Raw genomic sequence first — 25,458 nt, forward strand, 5'->3', positions numbered from 1 at the left:
GCTTACGTTGAAAACGAAAAGATTAAGACGATTGACTTAACCGTCAATAAGAAATGGTTCACGGCTACTGGTGATGAGACAAGTCGTTCTGATGGTTCTATCACTTATGATGTGATTCAGGTTGCAACGGCAGAGGACGGAACGTCTACCGAATCAACTTATAAGTCTGGGGAAACATTAAGTCATGATGATGACTGGACGAAAACTTATACAGAACTACCTGTTTCGGGTACGGATTCGTCTGGAAATGCGGTCACTTATACTTACTATGTAAAAGAGAATGCTGTTTCTGGTTATGATACTAGCTACACTAATAGTAATAATGATGTTCCTACTGAGGAAGCAGCTGATATGGCGATTGCTTCGGATTCTGCAACGATTACCATTAGGAATACAGCTCAGAAGCAATATGATTTGCCTGAGACTGGTGGTAATGGTACGCAATGGCATTACTTAGCTGGTGCGGCATTATCATTACTTGCTATTGGCTTATTAATCTTTAAAGTCTATAAACGTTATCAGATAGGAGGTCACCTATGATGATTAGTTTATATATTGGTAAAGGCGGTGTTGCCTAGTCGATAGATGCCAAGCCTTAGATTATATTTTTACTCTACTCACACTAAATCAAAAAAGAAAGAAAAGGAATTATTATGAAAAAGCTTAAATTAATTTTTGCTACATTGTTAGCAGCTTTTCTTGCCTTTACTGGTGGGAAAGCACTAGCGTACGATATCACTGTTGACGGTGGTAATGGTACTTATGAATCTTACCAAATCTTTACTGGTACTTTATCAGAAGATGGTACAACCCTTTCAAACATTAAATGGGGTAATGGTATCACTGAAGCTGGTCAAACAGCTCTTCAAACAAAATATGGTGTAAGCTCTGCAGCTGAACTTGCAGAAGTATTGGGAGCAGAAGATTTTACTGCTAGCCAAGCAGAAGAATTTGCTAAAGCGGCAGGTCAATACCTCCAAAATGCTGGTGGTTTAACAGGTCTCGCAGCTGGTTACTACCTTGTCCAAAACGCAACTGTTGGTAGCAACGAAGCTTATACAAACTACATTTTGCAAGTTGTTAATAACGTTACTGTAGAACCTAAAACAAGTGTTCCATCTGTTGAGAAAAAAGTAAAAGATACTAACGATACAACTGGTGAAACTACTGATTGGCAAGATTCTGCTGACTACGATATTAACGATTCAGTCCCTTTCCAATTGACTGCTACATTGCCAGCTAATCTTGATTCTTATGATGAATACTATCTTGAACTTTCAGATACACTTTCATCTGGTTTGACTTACAACAAAGATGCTAAAGTTTACCTTGTAAATGACGATGAAAAAACTGATGTTACGTCATCATTCACAATCGCTGATGATGGTTCAAGCTTCAAAATTAACAACTTGAAATCACTTGACGGTGTTACTTCATCAACAAAAGTAGTTGTTGAATACACAGCTACTCTTAATGAAAATGCTGTTATTGGTTCAGAAGGTAACCCAAATACTGTCAAACTTATCTACTCAAACAATCCTAACTACACTGGTAGCGGTGAAACTTCTCCAACTGGTGAAACTCCAGAAGATACTGTTATCGTCTTTACTTACAAAGTTGTTGTAAATAAAGTTGACCAAGATGGTGCTGCTTTGCCAGGTGCTGGATTCACTCTTTACAAAAAAGTAAATGGTGAATGGACTGCAGTAAAAACAATTTCAGCAGATGAAGCAACTGCTGCAGAAAACAGTGATAAGAAAAATATTTTCACATTCTCAGGTCTTGATGATGGTGATTACAAACTTTCAGAAACAACTACACCAAATGGTTACAACACAATTGATGATGTTGAATTTACAGTAACTGCAGACCATGATATCACTTCTGATAGTCCAGCATTGAACTCAGTTACAGGAACTGGTAGTCTTGAATTTACTTCAAACACTACTGCTGGTTCTTTAACAACTGATGTTGTCAACAAAAAAGGTTCTGTTCTTCCTTCAACTGGTGGTATGGGAACAACTATCCTTTATGTTGTAGGTACTATTCTTGTTCTTGCTGCTGGTATCTTGCTTGTTACTAAAAAACGCATGGATGCTAAATAAACACTAGGCAGACTGTTGTTATAGGTGTTAGGTTGCAAGGTGGAAATTGAAGCATTAATACTTTGTAATGAGTTTTAGACCGATTGGTCGGCTGTTAGAGCCTTGTTACCTAGCAGGGAGTGGATGAGGAGTGTCAACTTTTCTTTCGCTCCCTTTCCTATTGCAATGGTGAGGAGAGCCCTTTATTATGATAAAAAAGATTAAAGAGAATTATTTGACGATTAGCCTCGTCTTTATATTAATAATCGGGCTGTCCCTTTTGTTGTATCCGACAGTTAGCGATTATTGGAACTCATTTCACCAATCAGAAGCTGTGGCTGGCTATGTCCAAAATGTTCAGGACATGAGTCAACAAAAGAAAGATGACATGTTGAAAGCAGCAAAAGATTATAACCAAACTTTGTCACAAGGTGTCATGCCTGATTTGAATTTATCAAAAGCTGAGAAAGCTCGTTATAATCAAACGCTTGATGTGACTGGTACAGGGATTATGGCTTATGTTGAAATCCCTAAGTTGAATACGACTTTGCCGATTTACCATGGTACGGACGATAGTGTCTTGCAGGTGGCTATTGGGCATATCCCAGGGACATCACTTCCTGTGGGTGGTAAGGGAACGCACGCTGTGATTTCAGGTCACCGTGGTTTGCCATCAGCTAAGCTCTTCACAGACATCGACCGTTTGGTTGAAGGTGATACTTTCATGATTCAAGTTCTAGATGAAACCTTGACTTATGAAGTAGATCAGATTTTGACGGTCTTGCCAGATGATGTCTCAGCGCTAGCAATTGATCCAAATCAAGATTATGTGACCTTGGTAACTTGTACGCCGTATGGAGTCAATACTCACCGCCTTTTGGTACGCGGTCATCGTATTCCAAATAAAGTTAAAAATGCGCGCGTGATTTCTGAAGCTAGTCGGGTAGAACCCCTACTAGTAGCACCAATATTAGCCATTTTTATCTTTATTCTTCTCTTATTGGTGATTACGGTTTATCGTAAACTGCGATATTAATTTGTGTTTTATCAAAAAGTTAGCTTTGCAGTAGGCTAGCTTTTTGATTTTTTTGAGAGAAAAATCAGTTTTGGAATTTTTCTCTTTTGAAAATCCTTATAACTGTTATTCTTTTGAATTTTTGATAGAATGGTTCTAACAGATAAAAAGGAGATCCTTATGACTCGATATCAAGATGATTTTTATGATGCCGTCAATGGCGAATGGGAAAAGACAGCTGTTATTCCCGATGATAAACCACGTACGGGAGGTTTTTCAGATTTAGCTGATGAAATCGAAGAATTAATGCTAGCAACTACAGATAGTTGGTTGGCTGGAAAAAATCTTCCGGATGATAGCATTTTGCAGAATTTTGTTAAGTTCCACCGCATGACATCTGATTATGCCACACGTGAAGCAGTAGGAGTAGCACCAGTCCTTCCTTTGATTGAAGAATATAAAAAGTTAGCTTCTTTTACGGATTTTGCAGAGCAAATTGCTGATTTTGAACTGGCAGGAAAACCAAATGAATTTCCGTTTGGAGTGGCACCTGATTTCATGAATGCTCAGCTAAATGTGCTATGGGCAGAAGCGCCTGGAACAATCTTGCCAGATACGACTTACTACGCAGAAGACAATGAAAAAGGAAAAGAATTGTTAGCGACATGGCGTCACATGCAAGAAGAATTGCTAGCAAAATTTGGTTTCTCAGCAGAAGAAATTAAAGATTTGCTAGACAAAACAATTGAACTTGATGCCAAGTTGGCTAAATATGTCTTATCACGTGAAGAATCATCTGAGTATGTTAAACTTTATCATCCATACGATTGGGCTGATTTTACCAAATTAGCACCGGAACTTCCTTTGGATAGTATTTTCACAAAAATTCTTGGAGAAATTCCAGATAAAGTCATCGTACCAGAAGAACGTTTCTGGAAAGAATTTGCAGATGAGTATTATTCAGAAAAAAATTGGGATTTGCTTAAAGCAGACCTTATCATTTCTGCAGCAACAAGTTACAACAGTTATTTGACAGATGATATCCGCGTGCTTTCAGGGACTTACAGTCGTGCTCTTTCAGGAACACCACAAGCCATGGATAAGAAGAAAGCGGCTTACTATCTAGCATCTGGTGCTTATAGTCAAGCACTTGGTCTTTGGTATGCTGGACAAAAATTCTCTCCTGAAGCTAAAGCTGATGTAGAGCATAAGGTTGCTACTATGATTGATGTTTATAAGAAACGTCTAGCATCTGCAGATTGGTTAGCCAAAGAAACACGTGAGAAAGCTATTGTTAAGTTGAACGTTATTACTCCTCACATTGGTTATCCGGAAAAATTACCAGAAACTTATGCGAAAAAAATCATTGACGAGTCTTTGTCACTCGTTGAAAATGCGCGAAATCTGGCTAAAATTTCTATCGCTCACAGCTGGAGCAAATGGAACAAACCGGTTGATCGTAGTGAATGGCATATGCCAGCGCACATGGTCAATGCTTATTATGATCCTCAACAAAACCAAATTGTTTTCCCAGCAGCTATTTTACAAGCACCATTTTACAGCTTGGAACAAAGTTCATCAGCTAACTATGGTGGTATCGGAGCAGTTATTGCTCATGAAATTTCGCATGCTTTTGATACCAATGGAGCATCATTTGATGAAAATGGTAGCCTAAACAACTGGTGGACAGATGCTGATTATAAAGCTTTCACAGAACGCACTGATAAAATTGTTGAACAATTTGATGGTTTAGATTCATACGGTGCTAAAGTCAATGGTAAATTAACTGTTTCTGAAAATGTAGCAGACCTTGGTGGTGTGGCTTGTGCCTTAGAAGCAGCAAAACAAGATGCTGATTTCTCTGCGCGTGATTTCTTTATCAACTTTGCAACAATCTGGCGCATGAAAGCGCGTGAGGAATACATGCAAATGTTAGCAAGTATTGATGTGCATGCGCCGGGTAAACTTCGTACCAATGTGACTTTGACAAACTTTGATGACTTCCATGAAGAATTTGATATCAAAGCTGGTGACCCAATGTGGCGTGCACCAGAAAATCGAGTGATTATTTGGTAATTATTATCGATAAAATCGTGAAAAACAAGAACTTGGTTTAACCAAGTTCTTGTTTTTTGCTATCTCTTTTTAAAAATTGTGATACAATAAACATTAGTATACTTATCTAATACAACTAGATTTTTAAAATAGAAATATAGACTATGACTTTTCTAAGCTGTTTAGGATAACAGATAAAGACCTTTCTTGTTGTGAGAATATAGAAAACATAGTTCTTAAAGGTCTGATAACATCAGATTACAATCAACAAAGGAGACTGTATGAAACTCGAAAAATCAATGCAATTGGGTGAACTTTATCGTGAATTACGAATCGCGCGTGGCTTGAAACTAAAAGACGTCGCACGCGAAAACCTCTCAGTATCTCAACTCTCACGTTTTGAAAACGGCCAATCCATGCTCGCTGCAGACAAACTCTTAATCGCCATTTCAGGTATTCACATGACCTTCTCAGAGTTCGGACATGCGATTAACAACTATCAAGAACCGAAGACGTTTCAAATATTAAATAAGATTAATGATTTATATAATAAGCAAGATATCAACGGTTTGTATAGTTTACTTGAAAGTGAAAAAGATTCTGAAACATTTGATGTTTATAAGCGTTTAAATGAGTTAATTATAAAATCTTCTATTCACACTCTTGATCCGACTTATGAAATCACAGAAGAAGAAAAGAATTTTTTGACATCATATCTTTATGAGATTGAAGAATGGACAGAGTACGAGCTATTTGTATTTGGTAATACCATGTCTATTTTATCAGAATCAGATTTAATTTTTTTGGGGAAAGCTTTTGTAGATCGTGATAAATTATATTTATCTCTTCCAAGTCATAAAAAAAATGCTGAGGTTGTTTTTTTAAATTTGATACTCATGTTAATAGGTTATGGGAAAACTTATCAAGCTAACTATTTTATTGAACATCTTGAAAAGATATTAACTTACCAAGATATGTTTGCTATGACGTGGCTCAATTTTTTGAAAAAAGTAGTAAATTACATGGAAGAAAAATCAGATGATTTGTCTGATTTGGAAGAATTCATTAAATGTGTAGAAGGAACTGGTAATCCTGTTATGGTTGCTTTCTTGAAAGGAAATTTATCAAGCATTTTTCCAGATAAATTTTAATTTAATAAGAAAACCAACTACAAGAAGAGAGCGAGAGGCAATACAAACATTGGAATTACAAAAGTGACTGCTTTAAAAATTTGTTTTAGGTATTGTTTAAACATAATAAGTATCCTCCATATTTTATATATTACGTATTATTTAATAAGTTTTGTGTGTAACAACATTTATTAGGGCAGGGGAAGGGATGAAATGTTATTACTTGGGTTGATTTGAGTGATTTTTACGGGTAATATACAAAGAATGGAAGTATCAGAACGACTGTTTTAATTAATTGTTTAAGGGTTAGTTTAAGCATTAGTAGTATCCTCCTTAATGTTATGTCTTCATTGTATCAGCGAAAGTCTTAAAATCGGTTTATTTGCAAATACGCAAATAAACTTTTTTTGTTGAGCAAATATACAATTTTCAGAAAATAAGACTTTTCAATGGTAGGATATAGGAGTAATCTGTTTAAATAGTTTACGTTTTTGGTAATTATTTTTCGAAAAATAACACCTTGCAAAATAGGAATACCTTACCATTTACCATGGTAATTTTGAGTATTCATATTTTAAAGTTGAAAGGAAAAACATTATGTTTGGATTTATGGATAACTACTTGGTTGCTTTGCAAGCTAAATATGCTTCAAAAGTGACTGTTAAGTGGGTTTGGGCAGTTTGCGCTCTTGTTTCTGTTATTGCAGTTATTGGTTATGCAGCTTACTGCACTTCACAATCAGGGAATTTTGCTGGCGGTATTAAGCTAGGTGTTCCAGATGTTATTCATGTAACATTTAACTGTACTAAATAGAATCTTTTCTTTACTTTTAAGAGAAGGTGTTAGAATAAGGAATTTATGATTAAGATTGAACACTTATCTAAAAAATATAAGCGCTTGGTTTTAAATGATATTTCAGTGAGTTTTCCTGAAAAACAAGTGAGTGTTATTGTTGGTATTAATGGTAGCGGTAAGACAACATTTTTAGATTGTATCGTTGGTTTGAAACGCCCAAGTGATGGTCAGATTTGGATTGATAGTCATCATAATCAATCTGATGCCTTCAAAGAGCAAGTCTTTTATATTCCATCTGATTTTTATCTTCCGGATTACATGACAGGAAATGAATACATTCAATTTGTTTTGGCGCGTTATCCAAATGCAGACCGTGATAAGGTCGATTCTTTCTTTGAATTATATGATTTGAAGGAGGCTAAGAATCAGCTATTAGAATCATATTCTTTTGGGATGAAAAAGAAGGTTCAAATTATAGCTGCTGTTTTATCAAATGCACCCTATGTTTTAGGAGATGAACTGTTTAACGGTTTGGATTTTGAAACCACTTTGATTACAGTAAAACTTTTTCAGGCTTTGCTTAGTCATCGTAGTTTTGTCTTAATTTCACATAATATGACCATAATCAATCACTTTTGTGACCATATTTTTTTAATGTCCAATGGGAAATTAGTTCCTTTTACTGGCGATGCTAGCCAGTTGGAAGCAGAGGTGTTACGCACGGAGTCTGTTCATGATAAAATCACGTTCATTCAAAGATACGCAACTTTTGATGACAATGTTTCTGAATAATGCTTTAAAAGGTTTCTTAAATCGTCCTATTTTTAAATCAAAATGGGTAAGACGTTCCTTTGTAACTTTCCTATGCCTGCTTTACATTTTGTATTACCTTTACAATATGAAAGAGTTGGCAAAAATATCATCCATCAGAACAAATGTTCCTCTTGCTATTTTGGAAACAGGGCAAAAGCAAATCTTTTTTAGTTATTTCAGCAATACTGTCGTTTTGGGCTGCTTGTCCTTCCTTTTCGTTGAGGCAACCTTAGCTTTGGATAAGACATCTTTGTATTTCGTTAAAGCCTTACCATTTCGAAGACGTGATGTTCAAAGAGCCTATTCTTTGTTTCGCTTGGTGTTGATGATTGGGATTTATGAATTAGTCATGATTATCGCAACGCCTGCTATTAAACTAGTCACGACTTTTGTGGGAGATTTTGGACTATTTTTCCTTAGTCAACATTTTTCGTTCATTATTGTTATCATCAGCTTAGAAATTCTATCCTTAGGGCTGGATCTGCTTTTGCAAAGGCAGATGAAACACTTACTTGTGATTAAACTACTCCTAGCAAATGTTATTTTGATAATCAGTTTAGCTTATTTCTTTCAATGGCGTTATGCTCTAGAATCACGATTAGCTTCTTCTCCATTTTCCATTCATGAGTTGATTTTAGGGGCGTTTCTTGTTAGTTTGAGCTGTCTGATTATAGCTGTTTACTTGCTTTTGCATTTGCCTTTAGCTGATACTTTAGCTGATACTTTAGTAACTAGTCATAGTCGTTTTATCAAGGTACCTGTTCTTGATAAAGTCACTTTTCGTTATAAAACAAATTGGTATTACCTCATTTTTCCGGTGATTGTTGTGGGAATTATTGCTTATCAAAGCGGCAGAGCTGCAGTTTTTGCAGTCTTACCAACCTTACTTGCTTTTAATGGCTTATTATTACTTTCACATGGCGATAGCACAGAGGATTTTCGACATCAATATAATCTCTTACGGATTACGGTGTGGGAAGAATACTTTAGACAGTATTTCCTTCTTGTATTGTTGGAAGTTCCTTTATTGATTTGCTATGGCTGCCACTTAGCTAATATCAATCAAGTAATGGTGTCAATTGCATTTGCTCAATCTGCTTTGATGTTAGGTTATCTTTTTCCAAAATCACGAGGGAATCTCAATGAGACCACATCAATGTTTTTGTTAGGAATTGTTTTTATATTAGTCACGCTTGTTGTAAAAAATGCAAGCCTGGGTTTGATAACTATTATTCTATTAGCAGGTATTCACTATAGTCTTCTTAGGAGGTTAAGATATGAAAGATTTTAGTCGTTGTCTAGGGATTAGTGTAGTGAGCTACGCTGCCTTAGTCGTGTTTACAAGCCTTTGGAAATTATTTCAACTTGGCGGCTCGTCAGCTTCAGTAAAAACTTTGTTAGGCATCACCATTGATAACAAAATTACTGAGCATAATATTTCCACAACGTTTGGCTTGTCTTGGCAAACTTTGATAGCTTTTATTATCTATTTTTGCCTTGTCTATGCTTTGACATATCTCACTGATAAATACAGCACGAATAAACATGATTGAAATATTCGTTTTAGTCGTCATTACGATTCTGTCGGTTTATGTCGCTGTTGGATTACATGAGATTTTGCATTACTTGGTGGCACGAGTATTGCGTTATCAAGCGTGTTTTAAACACGTAGGTATTCTTGCTTTTCAAGTAGAGTATAGAAATCGAAACTGTCCACTAGATAATTTCTTAATTGCTTTTATATCACCATTTCTGTTAACAATTATTGGCATTTTAATCCCTTTAAACTACTATACCCTTGTATTGAAGGTAACTTGTCTAATGAATCTGTTTAACCTCTTACCATTTACAGCAGATGGCGAAGTGATTTTATTGTCAATTGTTCAACTTATCCAAAAGGAGAAAAATAGTGAAAAATAAAAAAACATTGAAAATAGGCCTGCTTATTGTTTTATTTGCGGTTATTTTCATTGGCGGTTATGTCATAACCAATAAGGTCAATGGAACAAGTCCATATGTTGATGAAACAGCTCAGCTGGTTAAAGAAAATCCAGATGATGTGGTTAATCGCTTAGAAGCTAAAGAACAAGGAATGTATTATTTTGGCTTTCCAACCTGTCCATGGTGTGTAGAGTTGTTACCTGTCTTAGACAAGGAACTACAAGCAGACCATAGTAAAGCCTATACAGTCGATGTTCGAGGTGAACAATATAGCGATGCCGACAATGCTATCGTGAAAAAATTTTCTCAGACTTACACCAAAGAAGACAAATTATACGTTCCTTTTGTCGTTGCAATTAATAGTTCAGGAGAAGTCAAAGTTCACGTTGGTACAGTCGATGACCACGATGCCACTAAGGATAAAATGACTAAAGATCAAGAACAACGTCTAGTTAAAATCCTAGATAAAATGATTGCATTTAGTCAAAGCTGAAAGATAAAATACGCCAATTCGTTTTTACGAAAAGGCGTTTTTGTTTTTTAGTTCATACTCATATATAAAATTCTTCATAGAGGAGTTTTATTCCTCGATATGAATACTCAAAGTATCAGTGTCAATGCTTGCTTGTGCGCCGATAGTGATTGTAAAGAGTGGCTGAGTGTGGGCAAAATCAAGGTCATACATGACAGGAATGGTTTTAAGAAGTGGGTGCTTGTCTAGGATATAGGTTAATATTTCGGGTGTCATCTGGCATTCCTTTGGGAAGCGTCCGATAAGCACCGCTTTTGGATTGGGGTAAGCTTGTAAAATGGCTGCTAAATTGCGATCAAAATCATGATAGTCATCTTCTTCTGCCTCTTCTAAGAAAAGGACATAATCGTTGACTTGAGGGGCGTAAGGTGTTCCGCGAAGCAGTCCAAAAGTAGATAAATTTCCACCAATAATGGTGCCAGAAGCTTTCCCTGCGTTGTAAATTTTCCATTCTGTTGGCATAAAATGACGTGGTTGTGTTGGGTCATACCAAGGGTCGCTTGACCACTCTTGACTTGGAACAAGGTCATAAGCTGATTTTGTCATGGCGTTTAACCAAGCCTTGCTCTGGTAATCTTGACCTTCTTTCATTTTAAAACTAGAATATGACGGTCCCATGTAAGTGTGGTTTCCAGTTTTAGCAAAAATAGCATTCAAAAAAGCTGTCGAATCCGAATACCCACAGATGATTTTAGGGTGTTTGGCAATTAAGTCGTAGTCAAGATAAGGCAATAGTTCGTTAGAATTAAAACCACCAATCGTAGCCAGAATAGCATCAACAGAGTCATCAGCAAAAGCAGCGTGCAAATCAGCAACACGGCTCTTGATTGAAGAAGAATAGAGCATATCAGATTCTAAGTAATGTTCTGAAAATGACACACGAAATCCTAGATTTTCTAACGTTTCTTTGGCAGAAAGATTGGCTTCAAATCCACCCAAGCGAGCAATTGAATCTGACGGACTGAGTACGCGAATGTGACTGTTAGGACTTAGTTTTTTCATAAAACACCTCCAAAGATTTTTAGTATTATAGCATAGATTGTTGAAATTTCAAGGGTAAAGCCGTGAATTCTTTTATTTTCATAATCCTCTTTCAGAATTTCACGAATTAGGCTTGACGAGCTTATTATTTTAGGGTAAAATATTATCTGTTATGGCGGTATAGCCAAGTGGTAAGGCACGGCTCTGCAAAAGCTTGATCGTCGGTTCAAATCCGTCTACCGCCTTTATATAATGTGTTTGCACACAAAAAAGCCCGATTCTGTCGGGCTTTTTTTGTGTGTGGAAAATTTACTGTTAAAATGATGGGGTGACTATTGTTGTAACCTTGATTATAAATTTGGTAGATATAGATATGATAACAAGCTTTACAGACTTACGACGAAGTTATAAAATAATAGTAAAATGTATATTTGATTATAATTGTCAGAATCATATGTTGGATAATATATCTGAAGTGCTTTTTGAAAGAGGAGAGTTATGAAACGAGGTAAAAAAGTTTTCTTGGTTACACTTACTATTTTTTTGTTAGTTGCTTGTTCTCGACAGACAAAATCTATAAGCGATAGTTCTTCTACAAGTAATGTAGTCGAGGAGAGTAGCTCAGCAACATCTTCTGTAGAACAAGAGTTGTCAGAGGAAGAACATCTGGCAATGGCTAAGGAGCAGTACCAAGTAGTCTTTGATGATTATCAGATAATATCTGATTTTAGAATTAATAATGGAACAGATGGAGATTATTATATATTATTAAATCAGGTGACAATTCCAAAGGATATTAATGCTCTTGAGAATGCTGTTAATTCTATAGATAAAGAATATTACACATTTTATGATATAGATGGTAATGGTCAAGAGGAAATGCTTATCGGCACAAGTCAGAGTGATGGTTCAATTTATTTGAATGCCACTTATTACTTGAAAGATGGAGACTCTCCAACTCTATTAGCAGAAAGTTACGTTGGTTCAGGCTCTGCCAGAGCATCTCATAATCTGTACACAGATGGTACAGTTTTAACGTTTAACTGGTCACCTGCCTCAGGAGATGCCACAGGTATTTTGTATCAATTACAAGATGATAATTCAGAAGCAATTATTATTGATGAACAGAGTGGGTTTAAAATTCCAAGCTCAAACCCTAGTGAAGTGTTTGGAAAAGCAGATGATTTGCTTCTTGATGTTGAACAATTAGACTGGCATAGTTTTGAATTATATTCTGCTCCTCTTACTAATCCTTCACCTTCAAAATCACTATCTGACCTTGTTGTTGGTGAGTGTCTTTTGCTACCTAGTGAATTAATTGGAACTTGGGAAGCGAACTTTAATTCAGATGGTTTTCATCCCTATAAAATTAGTGTTCATGGTGATGGAAGCTTCTATTCAGAATATGATAATAATAGTAGTTCCAGTGGGGGTATTCAGCGAGTTAAAAAAATTGCCGAAAATACCTATGAATTCGTCGGAGGAGATGTGAGTGGCTTTGGTATGTCAGGAGTTGGCGGTGTAGATCCAAATGGCAGTAAGTTAAGATTTGGATTTACCTTGAAAGATAATATGTTAATTCCTCAGAGTTTTTGGGTTAAAAATGGTGTTGCTGATTTGAGTAATTTGGATACGAAGAGTACCTACTCTAAGAAATAAGTAGTGCCAAAATACTTTAAAGAAAAGCTTTTTTAAAGTCGCATTTGACTTGTCAAAATGGGGCTTTTATGGTAAACTATAATAGTTGTATTATGCAACAAATACTCATTCTGGATGTATTGTGGATCTGTTGCTCTTTTTGAGTGGGTTTGCAAGATGAAGTCTGGAAGAGGAAAAAAACATTTTATAAAGGAGAAACTACTCATGGCAGTAATTTCAATGAAACAACTTCTTGAAGCTGGTGTTCACTTCGGTCACCAAACTCGTCGCTGGAACCCTAAGATGGCTAAATACATCTTCACAGAACGTAACGGTATCCACGTTATCGACCTTCAACAAACTGTAAAAATGGCTGACGCAGCTTACGAATTCGTTCGTGATGCAGCTGCAAACGACGCTGTAATCTTGTTTGTTGGTACTAAAAAACAAGCTGCTGACGCTGTTAAAGAAGAAGCAGAACGTGCAGGTCAATTCTACATCAACCACCGTTGGTTGGGTGGAACTCTTACAAACTGGGATACTATCCAAAAACGTATCGCTCGTTTGAAAGAAATCAAACGTATGGAAGAAGATGGAACTTTTGAAGTTCTTCCTAAGAAAGAAGTTGCTCTTCTTAACAAACAACGTGCTCGTCTTGAAAAATTCTTGGGCGGTATCGAAGATATGCCACGTATTCCAGACGTAATGTACATTGTTGACCCACACAAAGAACAAATCGCTGTTAAAGAAGCTAAAAAACTTGGTATCCCTGTAGTAGCTATGGTTGATACTAACGCTGATCCAGATGACATCGATGTTATCATCCCAGCTAACGATGACGCTATCCGCGCCGTTAAATTGATCACTTCTAAATTGGCTGACGCTGTTATCGAAGGACGCCAAGGTGAAGATGCTGACGCTGATTTTGCAGCAGAAGCACAAGCTGATTCAATCGAAGAAATCGTTGAAGTTGTAGAAGGCGACAACGAATAAGATTTAGAGGCTTAACAGTCTTTGATATGCTTTAAAACGGGGCAGAAAGCAAACCGCTCTGTCTCGTTTTTATTATTTGGTAAACAAAAAAATCCTGGAGGACATAAAAATGGCAATTACTGCAGCTCAAGTAAAAGAATTGCGTGAAAAATCAGGTGCTGGTGTCATGGACGCTAAAAAAGCACTTGTTGAAACTGACGGTGACATGGAAAAAGCAATTGAATTGCTTCGTGAAAAAGGTATGGCTAAAGCAGCTAAAAAAGCTGACCGCGTTGCTGCTGAAGGTTTGACTGGTACTTACGTTGACGGTAACGTTGCAGCAGTTGTTGAAGTTAACGCTGAAACTGACTTCGTTGCTCAAAACGCACAATTCGTTGAATTGGTTAAAGAAACAGCTAAAGCTATTGCTGAACAAAAACCTGCTAACAACGAAGAAGCACTTAAAGTTACTTTGGCTTCAGGTGAAACTTTGGAAGCAGCTTACGTTAACGCTACAGCAACTATCGGTGAAAAAATTTCATTCCGTCGTTTCGAAGTTATCGAAAAAACTGATGAACAACACTTCGGTGCATATCAACACAACGGTGGACGTATCGGTGTTATCACTGTTCTTGAAGGTGGCGACGAAGCTCTTGCAAAACAAGTTTCAATGCACGTTGCAGCTATGAAACCAACAGTTCTTTCATACAAAGAACTTGACGAACAATTCATCCACGATGAATTGGCTCAAATGAACCACAAAATCGATCTTGATAACGAATCACGTGCAATGGTTAACAAACCAGCTCTTCCACACTTGAAATTCGGTTCTAAATCACAATTGTCTGATGAAGTAATCGCACAAGCTGAAGAAGATATCAAAGCAGAACTTAAAGCAGAAGGTAAACCAGAAAAAATCTGGGATAAAATCATCCCTGGTAAAATGGCTCGCTTCATGCTTGACAACACTAAAGTTGACCAACAATACACACTTCTTGCACAAGTTTACATCATGGACGACAGCAAAACTGTTGAACAATTCCTTGATTCAGTAAACGCAAAAGTTGTTACTTTCGCACGTTTCGAAGTTGGTGAAGGTATCGAAAAAGCAGCTAACGACTTTGAATCAGAAGTTGCAGCTACAATGGCAGCAGCTCTTAACAAATAAGAATAGCTTGCTAAATTAAAAGAAGATCACTAAGTGGTCTTCTTTTTTGTTATAAATAAAGAGGTTGGGTGTCCCAGCCTCCATTTTGTAAGTTCTTAAGATAAAGCACCTAATCCGAGAACAGTCAATGTTCCCATGATTAATCCAGCAAGGATAACGCCTAGCATAACCGCTATGACACTACGTTTGAAGTCCCAGTCAAGGATTGAAGCAGCAAGTGTACCTGTCCAGGCTCCTGTACCAGGAATTGGAATACCTACAAAGAGAAGAAGCGCGATAAAGACACCTTTGTCCCCAGCGGTATCGGCAAGTTTTTTCCCACCTTTGTGACCTTTTTTCAAGCACCAAGTAAAGAAACCACCAATAATAGGTTTATCAGCACCCCATTCTAAGACACGACGTGCAAAGAAGAAGATAATTGGTACGGGAAGCATGTTCGCGACAACACCGATAACGAGTGCTTGCCACATTGGAATACCAGTTGCAATAGCATAGGGTACAGCACCACGAAGTTCAACGAGTGGTACCATAGCAATCAAAAATGTAATAATATAGTTCATTTACTTGAAACCTTTCATTTGTTACAAAGTTAATTGTATCTTATCTCTTAGGCAAAGACAACTAAAATCTGTTGTAATGGAAAATACTGTTGATAAAATGAAACCGTTGTCGGTTATAAAGCACGAGAAAAGCTTGTTAGGAAGGCTCATTTGGTGTATTTTCGTTTATAAATAGTGATATTTTTGTTATAATGATAGTCAGTTATAGTCAAAGAGAGTCCATCTTGAAATGGTCTTTAATCTTGAAAAGGAGGAAGCTAATGGCAAAAAATACATCTGATAGTATTGAAGAATACATCAAGCAATTACTTGCCCAATCAGGTATTGCTGAGATTAAGCGGTCAAACTTGGCAGATGCCTTTCAAGTTGTTCCTAGCCAAATTAACTATGTGATAAAAACACGTTTTACAGAAAGTCGTGGCTATACAGTCGAAAGTAAGCGTGGTGGCGGTGGCTATATTCGCATTGCTAGAGTGCGTTTTTCAGATCAACACCAAATGTTTGACAATCTTATGGCAAATATCGGTGAACGAATTAGTGAGCAAGTCTTTACGGATTTGATTCAATTACTTTTTGATGAAAAAATTATTAGTGAACGTGAAGGAAATCTGATTTTAGCAACAGCTACTGATGATGTTTTAGGCAAAGATGCTCCAGCCATTCGAGCACGTATGTTGCGAAAAATCTTACAAAGATTAGATAGAAAAGGATTCCATTTATGAGTGAATATTCAATGAAAATGCAGGAGGTTTTCAGTATCGCCCAGTACCAGGCGGCACGATTTGAAAGCCCATATCTAGAAAGTTGGCATGTACTTTTAGCCATGGTAGCTGTTCATGATTCAGTGGCAGGATTAACATTTGCTGAATACCAAAATAAGATTGCTTACGAAGAGTATGAAGCAGCAGCGGTATTGGCACTTGGAAAATCACCTTTGAGTGATGTAAAAAATGTTCAATTTTTGGAGCAATCAAAGGCTCTTAAAGATGTGTTAGCTTTTGCAGAATCTATTTGCAAAGTGACTGGTGGCACAGAAGTTGGGACAGAACATGTTCTTTATGCGATGTTGCTTAATTTAGATCTATTTGCCACTCGTTTATTAGAAGTTGCAGGGTTTAAAAATAAAGAAGACGGTGATTCAGCACGTTTACTTGACTTACGTAAGAGCTTAGGACGTAATGCAGGATTTACTAAAGAAAAAATCAAAGCTATCCATGACCTTCGCAAACCGAAAAAGGCATCAATGGGCGGAGCTTTTTCTGAAATGATGAAACCTCAGTCAACAGCGGGAGAATTATCTGATTTCACACGTGATCTGACTGAAATGGCTCGTCAAGGGAAATTAGAACCAGTTATTGGTCGTGATAAAGAAATTTCACGTATGGTTCAAGTCCTTAGCCGTAAAACTAAAAACAACCCTGTCTTGGTCGGTGAAGCTGGTGTTGGTAAAACAGCTCTTGCTTATGGTTTGGCACAACGAATTATTGATGGTGAGATTCCATACGAACTTCAAGACATGCGTGTTCTAGAACTTGATATGATGAGTGTTGTGGCTGGTACGCGTTTCCGCGGTGACTTCGAAGAACGCATGAATCAAATCATCTCTGATATTGAAGAAGATGGTCACATCATTTTATTCATCGATGAAGTGCACACTATTATGGGATCTGGTTCTGGAATTGATAGTACTTTAGATGCTGCTAATATTTTAAAACCAGCTCTTGCACGTGGGACACTTCACATGGTTGGTGCGACAACTCAAGAAGAATATCAAAAGCATATTGAAAAAGATGCTGCGCTTTCTCGTCGTTTTGCTAAAATCACCATCGAAGAACCAAGTGTTGAAGATGCTTATCAAATTTTACTTGGGCTTAAGAAATCTTACGAAACTTTCCATAATGTGACGATTTCTGATCAAGCTGTGTTGACGGCTGTTAAAGCTGCACACCGTTATTTGACAAGTAAAAATCTACCAGATTCAGCTATTGATTTGCTTGATGAAGCTAGTGCAACTGTTCAAGGTTTGGTTAAAAAAGAAGCCCCAGAAGCTCTTACAGCTGCAGATAAAGCTATTTTAGAAGGTGATTTCAAATTAGCTACAAAATTGCTTAAAGAGTCACGTAAGAAAGTGACACGTAAACCAACAGCTGTGACTGAAGATGATATCATGGCAACACTTAGTCGTTTGTCAGGTATTCCTGTTGAGAAAATGACACAGGCTGACAGCAAGAAATATTTGACGCTTGAAAAAGAGCTTCACAAGCGTGTGATTGGTCAAGATGCTGCTATTTCAGCGATTAGCCGAGCAATCCGTCGTAATCAAGCAGGTATCCGCACAGGAAAACGTCCAATTGGGTCATTCATGTTCTTGGGACCTACTGGTGTTGGTAAGACTGAATTAGCTAAAGCTTTGGCTGAACTTCTCTTTGATGATGAATCAGCACTTATTCGTTTTGATATGTCTGAGTACATGGAAAAATTTGCGGCTAGTCGTCTTAACGGAGCTCCTCCAGGATACGTTGGTTATGAAGAGGGTGGCGAATTGACTGAAAAAGTTCGTAACAAACCTTATTCAGTCCTTCTTTTCGATGAAGTTGAAAAAGCTCATCTAGATATTTTCAACGTCCTTCTTCAAGTTTTGGATGATGGTGTGTTGACAGATAGTCGTGGTCGTAAAGTTGATTTCTCAAATACGATTATTATCATGACGTCAAACCTTGGTGCGACAGCTCTTCGTGATGATAAAACTGTTGGATTTGGTGCGCGTGATATGGCTCATGATTATGATGCTATGCAAAAACGTATCATGGAAGAACTTAAGAAAGCTTATCGTCCAGAATTTATCAACCGTATTGATGAAAAGGTTGTCTTCCACCACTTGACACAAGAAAATATGCGTGACGTGGTTAAAATCATGGTTAAACCATTGGTTGCAACCTTAGCTGAAAAAGATATTACGCTTAAATTCCAACCATCAGCACTTAAATATCTTGCTGAGGCTGGATATGACCCAGAAATGGGAGCTCGTCCACTTCGTCGTACTCTCCAAGATAAAGTTGAAGATAAATTATCAGAGCTTATCCTAGCAGGCGACCTAGCAAGTGGAAATACCCTTAAAATTGGTGTTTCTAAAGGACAACTCAAATTTGATATTGCTTAATAAAATAACCCCTGCTGGTAAACCAGTAGGGGTTTTGTTTTTAGATAATCCCTGAGAAAGTTTCTGGGATTTTTTTCTCATCGCAAACTGTTAAAGATTTCTTTGACTTCGTCGATAGTTTCTGCGCGTGAAACAGCTCCGCGGATTTTAGCTGCGCCAGCAGTACCACGTAGGTAATGTGGAGCTAGACCACGGAATTCACGGACAGCGATTTTTTCACCTTTGAGGTCAATGAGACGTTTGAGGTGATCTTCTGCGATGTCCAATTTTTTGGCAAATGGAAGATCTGGTAACTCTTCACCAGTTTCAAAATAATGATTGATTTGAGTGAAGATGTATGGGTTGTTCATGGCTGCGCGTCCAACCATAACAGCATCAACACCGATTTCTTCAATCATGTACTTAGCATCGTGAACGCTGCGCACGTCACCATTTCCGATAAATGGAATTTTAGTGATGGCTTTTGAGACGCGAGCAAGTGTTTCATGGTCACATTTACCAGTATACATTTGTTCACGAGTACGTCCGTGCATAGCAAGGGCAGACACACCAGCTGATTCAGCAGCCAATGCGTTTTCAACAGCAAGTTCGCTGTCTGACCAGCCTGTACGCATCTTAACAGTTAGTGGAATATCAAGAACAGAAGTGACTTCATCGATGATATGATAAATCTTATCAGGGTCTTTAAGCCATTTTGCTCCTGCTTCATTTTTGACAACTTTATTGACAGGACAGCCCATATTGATGTCAACGATGTCAGCTTTTGTATTTTCTTGAATATACTCAGCTGCACGTTTCAAACCATCCGCGTCTCCACCAAATAATTGGATAGACATTGGATGTTCAGTTTCATCAATGTGAAGCATGTGAAGGGTTTTTTCGTTATTGTAAAGGAGACCTTTTTCGGAAATCATCTCCATTACGACTAAGCCAGCTCCGAATTCTTTGGCAATAGTACGAAAAGCAGAGTTTGTCACCCCTGCCATGGGTGCTAGAACCGTACGGTGAGGAATTTCAACATCACCAATCATAAATGATGAGCTGAGTTTAGTCATTGATTAATTCCTCCAAGTCATCTTCAGTGAAGTTGTAAGTTTTACCACAGAATTGGCAAGTGATTTCAGCACCGTGGTCTTCGTCTTTCATAGCTTTAAGCTCGTCTTTGCCAAGAGTGACAAGAGCAGCTTCAAAACGTTCACGTGAACAGTCACAGTTAAAGCCAATTTCATCTTCAGCAAGAACTTTATATTCGTCTTCGCCGTAGATAGCTTTTAGAAGAGCTTCAATGTGGTCGTCAGATTCCAAGAGTTTTGAAATGGCAGGCATTTCTTGGATACGTTTTTCGTAGCGGTTGATTTCTTCTTCAGATGCACCTGGAAGAACTTGCAACATAAAGCCACCAGCAACTTCGACTTTATCTTCGTCGTCAAGAAGGACATTAAGTCCAACGGCAGAAGGTGTTTGTTCAGATTCAGTCAAATAAAAAGCCAAATCTTCACCGATTTCACCTGAGACAAGTGGTGTTGAAGATGTGTAAGGATTACCTGTACCATAGTCAGTAATGACAACGAATTGACCATGTCCCATGAATGGACCAACCATGACTTCGCCAGTAGCAGTTTTTTTAACATCGATACCAGTATTTTGAATATAGCCCTTAACATGTCCTTTAGTATCAGCCACAGAGATAATGTGGCCAAATGAGCTATCACCAATGACTTTGACGGTTACTTTGCTGTCTCCTTTCTGATTGGCAGCTAGGATTTGATTGGCAATAAGCGTTCTACCTAGAGCAACTGTAGAGCTAGAAAGTGTTTGATGTTTTTCTTGAGCAGTTCTGACAGTCTCAGTGCTATCAAGCACATAAGCACGGAAAGAACCAGATTTTGAAATTGATTTTATAAGTTTATCCATAAGAATATTATAACACAAAGCAAATTTGATGGGCTAGTATTGTGGCTGTTAAAGCGTAATCATCTAGTGAAAAGTAAGAAGATAAAAAAGGCGAGGATTCTCGCCTTTTTACTACTATTATTATTCTTCTGTAATGTCTGTTCTTTCGACTTCTTCTTGGCTTTCTTTGCCTTCGTTAAGAAGGGCTTCGACGATTTTTTGGTCACGGATTTTGACAGAGTCGTTAATGGTTTCTGCGGATTTGACGACAGCTGCTTCGAGTTGGGCACGTTGTTTACGACCGTTGTCAATAGCGGCGATAATGCCGTTATTTTGTTCAACGAGGCTTTCAGCAAGAGCTGTGACAGACTGGATAGAAACCGTTGGGCTTTGAGCAGTGCGTTCCAGCATAGGGATAGCTTCCTTGCTAGTCTCAGCAAGCATTTGAAGAGCAGCGTTATTAGCATTGACAATGGCATCAGCAGTCACACCAGATTTAACTGATTGTTGCAAAATGCCGAGCTGGGCAATTGACAATTTCATTGTCGGAATGGTGTTGCGACGAAGCATACCAAGTTTTTGGCGCATGTCTGATGACACTTTGACCATGTTACGCATTTGAGGCGTTGTTGTCCAAGCCACGTAAAGGCGACTGAGGTATTCAGTGTGCTGTTGTTCCAGTGTGTTGATAACTTCAGTCATGCGAGCTAGTTCGTCAGATTTTGTTTGATATTCTGGTGTTGCACTATCTAGTGTTGCCAGTTCATTTTGAAGGGCTTGTGCGCGGTTAGCACTTTCTGTTTGAGAAGCTTCGATAAAAGCAATCACACCGACAAGGTTTTCAATCGATTTGTTATTATCTTCAATCAGCATCTCAGCAGAGACGATGTTGCGTGCTAAGGTTTCTTCTTGTTTAACAACAGCGGCAGCCATGCCATCCATTTTTTGTTCAATATTTTGTGAATCAAAGTAGAATTCTTGCAAGCTATTTTTACTTTGTTTGAAAAGTTTTTGGAAGAAATTCGGTTTCTTTTCAAGCTCAGCAGGTGTAGCATCTTTATATTTAGCAATGAAGCCATTCAATTCACGGTTAGCATTTTTGAGCAGGTCATCAACTTGCGGAATTTCCAGTTTCTTTTGTTCTGCCAAAATGCGATTGACAGTCGTGTTAACTTCTTCAACAGCAGATGTTCCAAAATCAAGCAGTGCATTCTGGTCAGCAACAAAATTATCAACCAAAGCTGGCGCTTTAGCGGTAATAGCAGTTTGTTGTTCAGGAGTCAACTTATCGTAAAAAGAGACTTGTCCAGTTGAGGCGGTGTCAGTTGCTACGATAATTTCTGTTGTTTTGTCAGTTTTTGTAATAGCATTATCAGCGATTTTATCAATGTCAAAATTAAATGTATCAGCCATAAATAATCTCCTTTGTCAGAGCTAAATTACAAATTAGTATCGTCATCAGCCATCATGCGTAGGCTAATGTCAAAGTCTTTCAAGTCGCTTTCGTTAAGTTTTCTAAGGGTCTCATCAAGTGCCAAATCAAATTTTTCCATAGCAGCTTTTGCTTTTGCTAGGCGCTCCTCAGCATTGTAGTAATTCTTAGGAGCTCTTTTGATTTTGAGGTAGCCATCTAAAATATCATGGAATCGTTCCATATCAGCTTCATGCAGAGCAGCAAGCTCTTCACGGTTATCAGCTTTTTCAATTTTTTTCAAAATGGTAAGGTGATCTTGCTGAATGTTGTTATAAAGATGAGCCAACTCTGGAGCAAGTTTTAGCAAATCTGTTTCTTCCTTAGAAGCACTTGCTGTCGTTGGAGAGATATCCAATTTATCCAGTTGCAAGAGAATATCATTTTCGACTGATTCGGCTTTTTTAAGGACACGTTTATAGATTTTGAGGTCCATTTTAGCCTTAAGGTCAGTAACTTCACTTTTAATATGACGAATTTGTGGCAATAGCTGGCGCGCCACAACGACATATTGTGTGTAGTTTTTTTCATCGAGGTAATTGTCTAGAAGTTTTGACTGACGATCAGCGACGCGAATATTATCTTTTAAGTCTTGAAGACGTTGTTTGGTATTTACTTTTTCTAAGCGTGATTGCTTGGTCGCCAAATAATAAACGCCAAATCCAATACCACCGATAAGGGCAATTGGGATAATAACTTCAAGTAAGCTTTCGAGTAAAGCGATAAGCAGGATAACGCCAATAATAATAGTGATTAATCCTCCGGCGCTATTTCTAGGTCTTGACATAAACTCATTCAATCCATTTCTATCTAAGATTGTATTTATTTTATCGCAAAAAGGGGAATAATGACAAGCGATGACTGTACTTTGACGAAGATTATTTTTGAGCTTAAAGTTCTGGGAAAAGTTTGGCTAGAATTTTAGGTGTGAGGGCTTGTCCAGGTCCTTCATGACAGTAAGTGTGAAGGTAAATGGCAGGGTTAAAGTTCAATTCGATACAAGCACAATTTGGTGTTTCTTTGCTAGCTGGTAAGGTTTTATCTGGGATAATCAAATCAACTCCGCAGACCCAAGCTCCAACAGCGCTAGCCATTTTGGCGGCTAATTCTTTATAATCTGATGGCATGATGTCAGTAACATCAATTGAATCGCCACCAGTTGAAATGTTAGAGTTACGGCGTAAATCAACTTTGACACCATTTGCTGGGATATCATCAGGAGTGTAACCTTGTTGTTCTAACATGAGACGCTCGACAGCTCCTAAGTCAATGATTTCAAGTGGTGAGCGGTGACCGCGGCCCCGAAGAGGACTCTGGTTTTTGAGTTCTACCAATTGGGCAATGGTGTGTTTGCCATCGCCAACGACATTTGCTGCCACGCGCAAGACAATAGCTTCACATTTGCCATCAAGAACGAAGAAACGGTATTCGGTACCTGCGATAAAGTTTTCAACTAAGACGGTATCATCTTCAGAAAATGCAATATCTAAGGCTTTTTGATACGCTGTCAGTTCAGCTGGTTCTTTAAAAATAGAAATTCCCAGACCGAAGTTAGTTGATTTAGGTTTAACGACGATAGCTTTATTTTTGATTTGTGAGAAATAGCGGAGCGCACTGTCTTTATCGCTGAATTCTTGGCCAGCTGGAACAGGAAAACCTGCTTGAGCGAGGAGTTTTTTAGTAACCACTTTATTTTCCATAATAAGTGGTGTAATGTAGCTGTCCTTAGCAGTCATATTGGCATTTTTAACGTATTCAATATGATCGCCATGCCATAATTTAATAAATTGATCATTCTCATCAAGGATTTCCAGGTGAAGGCCTTTTTGGATAGCGTCAAACATTAACATTTGAGTAGAGAGTTCCATTGATTCATACCCTTTAAGAGCATAGGGAGCTTTAAGGGCATACTCGTGGAAAGCTTGTCCTTGTTTTTGACCAAATGTTTCTAATGAAAGATTATCAATTTTTTCTAGTAAACGTCCTCCAATAGTTAATTCAGGATTCTTGATTTGTTCTTTGACATGATTTAACAATTCTTGGTAATAAGATGGCAAGTCAAAATGTTCAATCACGCCTTGCATAGCTGATAAGATTTCTGAAATAGGTGCTTCTTGTGGTAATTTTTCAAGCGGGTGGCTAAGAGCAATGACATTATTAAGCTCAGTAGCTTTAGCGATATCTTGGTCAATAGCAGAGCTACTATCAAGCCAGAGAAGAGCAAGAACGAAAAGATGAACAGTATCAAGTGTTTCTTGGGTGATTCCGTGATGATCAAAAGGATTAAGGTCAAAGCAGCGTAGTTCAAGGTAAGTAACGCCTTGTGCGATATAATCATGGATGTGCTTGCTACCACGTAGGCGAATAGCAGAATAAAATTCCTTTTCAGCAATAAGCTGACCAGAAGTTACGTAATGCTCGATATCAGTAATATATTTTTCAAGACTTTGATAAGAAACTTGAATATTTTTGTGGTTCACATAACCAAACTGACTATTTCGAATAGACCGAACAGGTTGAGCTAATTTGTGACTTAAAAATCTTTGTTCAGCGATTGGCGAAGCTCCGTAAAGATAGGTTAGAAGCCAACGATAACGCAAGAAATTTTGAGCTAATTTTAGATAAAGGTCGTTTTTAAAGGTGATGAGCGAATCATAGCCGCTTTGTTGGAAAAGCGCAGCGACCAAATCTTTTCCCAGCTCCATATTGTAATGAATGCCAGACATAGATTGTAATTTTTTGCCATAAACCTTAGCTAGATGTTTACGATAATGACGCTCCCAATCATCTTCTAATTGAGCAATGTGAATCTCATCTTCACTGACTTGAGGTGGCATTGATAAAGGCCAGAGGTATTCATCCTTATCAATCGAGCGCCCTGCAACGTCTGTAATGGCTCCTAAAAAACGTAGGGCATCTTTGGTTGACTGCCCGATAGGAGTAATGAGTTCCAGCTGAGCTTCACTATAATCTGTCTGAATATAAGGGTGAAAAGAACGACTTCCAAGACAGGTTGGGTGGCTTGTTTGAGCAATTTTGCCTTGCTGATTAATCCGCAAGCTTTCTCTTTCTAAACCAAAAGTTGCTTGCAAGATTGGTAAATGTTTAGACGAATCTTGTAATAAACTATTGATGTTCATATCTATGTATCTCCGTTGATTTTCAATTATTATTATGGCAAATTCTACCATTGTATGTAATGTATACCTATTCTATGGAAAAGTTTATGAAAATGCAAAGAATTGCTATA

The 25,458-nt window shown here is 37.8% G+C and carries 23 protein-coding genes and 1 tRNA gene; 17 read left to right on the forward strand and 7 right to left on the reverse strand.

The features are described from left to right. The 11 genes from B4D49_RS02060 to B4D49_RS02110 all read left to right on the forward strand — a co-directional run. Nucleotides 1–540: Cna B-type domain-containing protein (locus tag B4D49_RS02060; RefSeq protein ID WP_286783049.1), on the forward strand; the 540-nt coding region annotated here is incomplete at its 5' end. Nucleotides 541–653: 113 nt separating this feature from the next. Beyond that, nucleotides 654–2,105, forward strand: coding sequence for an isopeptide-forming domain-containing fimbrial protein (locus B4D49_RS02065; RefSeq protein WP_286783050.1), 1,452 nt, complete (start codon nucleotides 654–656; stop codon nucleotides 2,103–2,105). A 187-nt stretch (nucleotides 2,106–2,292) separates the two neighbouring features. Next, entirely contained in the window at nucleotides 2,293–3,120 is an 828-nt protein-coding gene (locus B4D49_RS02070; protein ID WP_286783051.1) for a class C sortase, read from the forward strand. 159 nt (nucleotides 3,121–3,279) lie between these two features. Further along, a complete protein-coding gene (locus B4D49_RS02075) occupies nucleotides 3,280–5,175 on the forward strand; it encodes a M13 family metallopeptidase (RefSeq protein WP_286783052.1) in 1,896 nt (631 codons plus the stop codon). A gap of 260 nt (nucleotides 5,176–5,435) precedes the next feature. After that, complete coding sequence (locus B4D49_RS02080) at nucleotides 5,436–6,305, forward strand: helix-turn-helix domain-containing protein (RefSeq protein ID WP_199543579.1); 870 nt, start codon at nucleotides 5,436–5,438, stop codon at nucleotides 6,303–6,305. Between the two features lie 576 nt (nucleotides 6,306–6,881). Further along, complete coding sequence (locus tag B4D49_RS02085; RefSeq protein ID WP_074482343.1) at nucleotides 6,882–7,097, forward strand: hypothetical protein; 216 nt, start codon at nucleotides 6,882–6,884, stop codon at nucleotides 7,095–7,097. Between the two features lie 45 nt (nucleotides 7,098–7,142). Then, nucleotides 7,143–7,871: an ABC transporter ATP-binding protein gene (locus B4D49_RS02090; RefSeq protein WP_286783053.1), complete on the forward strand. Its 729-nt coding sequence runs from the start codon at nucleotides 7,143–7,145 to the stop codon at nucleotides 7,869–7,871. Then, nucleotides 7,813–9,183, forward strand: a complete 1,371-nt coding sequence (locus B4D49_RS02095) for a hypothetical protein (protein WP_286783054.1) — start codon at nucleotides 7,813–7,815, stop codon at nucleotides 9,181–9,183. The genes B4D49_RS02090 and B4D49_RS02095 overlap by 59 nt, the downstream gene beginning before the upstream one ends. Next, entirely contained in the window at nucleotides 9,170–9,445 is a 276-nt protein-coding gene (locus B4D49_RS02100; protein ID WP_074482346.1) for a hypothetical protein, read from the forward strand. Before B4D49_RS02095 ends, B4D49_RS02100 begins: the two co-directional genes overlap by 14 nt. Continuing rightward, nucleotides 9,438–9,812, forward strand: a complete 375-nt coding sequence (locus B4D49_RS02105; RefSeq protein ID WP_199543578.1) for a hypothetical protein — start codon at nucleotides 9,438–9,440, stop codon at nucleotides 9,810–9,812. The genes B4D49_RS02100 and B4D49_RS02105 overlap by 8 nt, the downstream gene beginning before the upstream one ends. Beyond that, nucleotides 9,802–10,326, forward strand: a complete 525-nt coding sequence (locus B4D49_RS02110) for a transporter (RefSeq protein WP_249927607.1) — start codon at nucleotides 9,802–9,804, stop codon at nucleotides 10,324–10,326. The genes B4D49_RS02105 and B4D49_RS02110 overlap by 11 nt, the downstream gene beginning before the upstream one ends. Before the next feature lie 87 nt (nucleotides 10,327–10,413). Here the strand turns inward: B4D49_RS02110 and B4D49_RS02115 are convergent, their stop codons facing one another. Then, on the reverse strand, nucleotides 10,414–11,367 hold the full coding sequence (locus B4D49_RS02115; RefSeq protein WP_132869200.1) for a S66 family peptidase: 954 nt from the start codon (nucleotides 11,365–11,367) through the stop codon (nucleotides 10,414–10,416). 153 nt (nucleotides 11,368–11,520) lie between these two features. Here B4D49_RS02115 and B4D49_RS02120 point away from each other — a divergent pair. The 4 genes from B4D49_RS02120 to tsf all read left to right on the forward strand — a co-directional run bounded on the left by B4D49_RS02120 (nucleotide 11,521) and on the right by tsf (nucleotide 15,124). Then, nucleotides 11,521–11,591: transfer RNA gene (locus tag B4D49_RS02120), tRNA-Cys, on the forward strand. A 253-nt stretch (nucleotides 11,592–11,844) separates the two neighbouring features. Further along, nucleotides 11,845–13,005, forward strand: coding sequence for a hypothetical protein (locus tag B4D49_RS02125; RefSeq protein WP_286783055.1), 1,161 nt, complete (start codon nucleotides 11,845–11,847; stop codon nucleotides 13,003–13,005). Between the two features lie 204 nt (nucleotides 13,006–13,209). Beyond that, nucleotides 13,210–13,977 carry a 30S ribosomal protein S2 gene (gene rpsB, locus B4D49_RS02130; RefSeq protein ID WP_132869019.1) on the forward strand — a complete coding sequence of 256 codons (768 nt, stop codon included), beginning with the start codon at nucleotides 13,210–13,212 and terminating at the stop codon, nucleotides 13,975–13,977. Between the two features lie 109 nt (nucleotides 13,978–14,086). Continuing rightward, complete coding sequence (gene tsf / locus B4D49_RS02135) at nucleotides 14,087–15,124, forward strand: translation elongation factor Ts (RefSeq protein WP_074482350.1); 1,038 nt, start codon at nucleotides 14,087–14,089, stop codon at nucleotides 15,122–15,124. A gap of 95 nt (nucleotides 15,125–15,219) precedes the next feature. Here the strand turns inward: tsf and B4D49_RS02140 are convergent, their stop codons facing one another. Then, on the reverse strand, nucleotides 15,220–15,684 hold the full coding sequence (locus B4D49_RS02140; RefSeq protein ID WP_132869020.1) for a COG2426 family protein: 465 nt from the start codon (nucleotides 15,682–15,684) through the stop codon (nucleotides 15,220–15,222). 260 nt (nucleotides 15,685–15,944) lie between these two features. On the opposite strand from B4D49_RS02140, the gene B4D49_RS02145 reads away from it, so the two are divergent. Together B4D49_RS02145 and B4D49_RS02150 are read left to right on the forward strand one after the other, a co-directional pair. Continuing rightward, a complete protein-coding gene (locus B4D49_RS02145; RefSeq protein ID WP_074482352.1) occupies nucleotides 15,945–16,406 on the forward strand; it encodes a CtsR family transcriptional regulator in 462 nt (153 codons plus the stop codon). Then, nucleotides 16,403–18,844: an ATP-dependent Clp protease ATP-binding subunit gene (locus B4D49_RS02150; protein WP_286783056.1), complete on the forward strand. Its 2,442-nt coding sequence runs from the start codon at nucleotides 16,403–16,405 to the stop codon at nucleotides 18,842–18,844. Before B4D49_RS02145 ends, B4D49_RS02150 begins: the two co-directional genes overlap by 4 nt. A gap of 77 nt (nucleotides 18,845–18,921) precedes the next feature. Here B4D49_RS02150 and dusB read toward each other — a convergent pair whose 3' ends face one another. The 5 genes from dusB to gshAB all read right to left on the reverse strand — a co-directional run bounded on the left by dusB (nucleotide 18,922) and on the right by gshAB (nucleotide 25,348). Next, nucleotides 18,922–19,899 carry a tRNA dihydrouridine synthase DusB gene (gene dusB, locus B4D49_RS02155; RefSeq protein WP_074482354.1) on the reverse strand — a complete coding sequence of 326 codons (978 nt, stop codon included), beginning with the start codon at nucleotides 19,897–19,899 and terminating at the stop codon, nucleotides 18,922–18,924. After that, complete coding sequence (gene hslO / locus B4D49_RS02160; RefSeq protein WP_074964930.1) at nucleotides 19,892–20,758, reverse strand: Hsp33 family molecular chaperone HslO; 867 nt, start codon at nucleotides 20,756–20,758, stop codon at nucleotides 19,892–19,894. The genes dusB and hslO overlap by 8 nt, the downstream gene beginning before the upstream one ends. A gap of 120 nt (nucleotides 20,759–20,878) precedes the next feature. Continuing rightward, nucleotides 20,879–22,150 carry a toxic anion resistance protein gene (locus B4D49_RS02165; RefSeq protein ID WP_074869506.1) on the reverse strand — a complete coding sequence of 424 codons (1,272 nt, stop codon included), beginning with the start codon at nucleotides 22,148–22,150 and terminating at the stop codon, nucleotides 20,879–20,881. Between the two features lie 26 nt (nucleotides 22,151–22,176). Further along, nucleotides 22,177–22,995 (reverse strand): hypothetical protein, encoded by an 819-nt coding sequence (locus B4D49_RS02170; RefSeq protein ID WP_199543576.1) that lies wholly within the window; start codon nucleotides 22,993–22,995, stop codon nucleotides 22,177–22,179. Nucleotides 22,996–23,098: 103 nt separating this feature from the next. Next, on the reverse strand, nucleotides 23,099–25,348 hold the full coding sequence (gshAB, locus tag B4D49_RS02175; protein WP_286783057.1) for a bifunctional glutamate--cysteine ligase GshA/glutathione synthetase GshB: 2,250 nt from the start codon (nucleotides 25,346–25,348) through the stop codon (nucleotides 23,099–23,101). Between the last annotated feature and the right edge of the window lie 110 nt (nucleotides 25,349–25,458).

It is taken from the genome of Streptococcus sp. UBA4344 (genome assembly GCF_002393675.1).
GTDB lineage: Bacteria > Bacillota > Bacilli > Lactobacillales > Streptococcaceae > Streptococcus > Streptococcus vicugnae.

Bases quoted from the DNA above. Each gene is read 5' to 3' on its own strand.
- B4D49_RS02065 (WP_286783050.1), top strand. From the start codon at position 654: ATGAAAAAGCTTAAATTAATTTTTGCTACATTGTTAGCAGCTTTTCTT.
- B4D49_RS02070 (WP_286783051.1), top strand. From the start codon at position 2,293: ATGATAAAAAAGATTAAAGAGAATTATTTGACGATTAGCCTCGTCTTT.
- B4D49_RS02075 (WP_286783052.1), top strand. From the start codon at position 3,280: ATGACTCGATATCAAGATGATTTTTATGATGCCGTCAATGGCGAATGG.
- B4D49_RS02080 (WP_199543579.1), top strand. From the start codon at position 5,436: ATGAAACTCGAAAAATCAATGCAATTGGGTGAACTTTATCGTGAATTA.
- B4D49_RS02085 (WP_074482343.1), top strand. From the start codon at position 6,882: ATGTTTGGATTTATGGATAACTACTTGGTTGCTTTGCAAGCTAAATAT.
- B4D49_RS02090 (WP_286783053.1), top strand. From the start codon at position 7,143: ATGATTAAGATTGAACACTTATCTAAAAAATATAAGCGCTTGGTTTTA.
- B4D49_RS02095 (WP_286783054.1), top strand. From the start codon at position 7,813: ATGATAAAATCACGTTCATTCAAAGATACGCAACTTTTGATGACAATG.
- B4D49_RS02100 (WP_074482346.1), top strand. From the start codon at position 9,170: ATGAAAGATTTTAGTCGTTGTCTAGGGATTAGTGTAGTGAGCTACGCT.
- B4D49_RS02105 (WP_199543578.1), top strand. From the start codon at position 9,438: ATGATTGAAATATTCGTTTTAGTCGTCATTACGATTCTGTCGGTTTAT.
- B4D49_RS02115 (WP_132869200.1), bottom strand. From the start codon at position 11,367: ATGAAAAAACTAAGTCCTAACAGTCACATTCGCGTACTCAGTCCGTCA.
- B4D49_RS02125 (WP_286783055.1), top strand. From the start codon at position 11,845: ATGAAACGAGGTAAAAAAGTTTTCTTGGTTACACTTACTATTTTTTTG.
- rpsB (WP_132869019.1), top strand. From the start codon at position 13,210: ATGGCAGTAATTTCAATGAAACAACTTCTTGAAGCTGGTGTTCACTTC.
- tsf (WP_074482350.1), top strand. From the start codon at position 14,087: ATGGCAATTACTGCAGCTCAAGTAAAAGAATTGCGTGAAAAATCAGGT.
- B4D49_RS02140 (WP_132869020.1), bottom strand. From the start codon at position 15,684: ATGAACTATATTATTACATTTTTGATTGCTATGGTACCACTCGTTGAA.
- B4D49_RS02145 (WP_074482352.1), top strand. From the start codon at position 15,945: ATGGCAAAAAATACATCTGATAGTATTGAAGAATACATCAAGCAATTA.
- B4D49_RS02150 (WP_286783056.1), top strand. From the start codon at position 16,403: ATGAGTGAATATTCAATGAAAATGCAGGAGGTTTTCAGTATCGCCCAG.
- dusB (WP_074482354.1), bottom strand. From the start codon at position 19,899: ATGACTAAACTCAGCTCATCATTTATGATTGGTGATGTTGAAATTCCT.
- hslO (WP_074964930.1), bottom strand. From the start codon at position 20,758: ATGGATAAACTTATAAAATCAATTTCAAAATCTGGTTCTTTCCGTGCT.
- B4D49_RS02165 (WP_074869506.1), bottom strand. From the start codon at position 22,150: ATGGCTGATACATTTAATTTTGACATTGATAAAATCGCTGATAATGCT.
- B4D49_RS02170 (WP_199543576.1), bottom strand. From the start codon at position 22,995: ATGTCAAGACCTAGAAATAGCGCCGGAGGATTAATCACTATTATTATT.
- gshAB (WP_286783057.1), bottom strand. From the start codon at position 25,348: ATGAACATCAATAGTTTATTACAAGATTCGTCTAAACATTTACCAATC.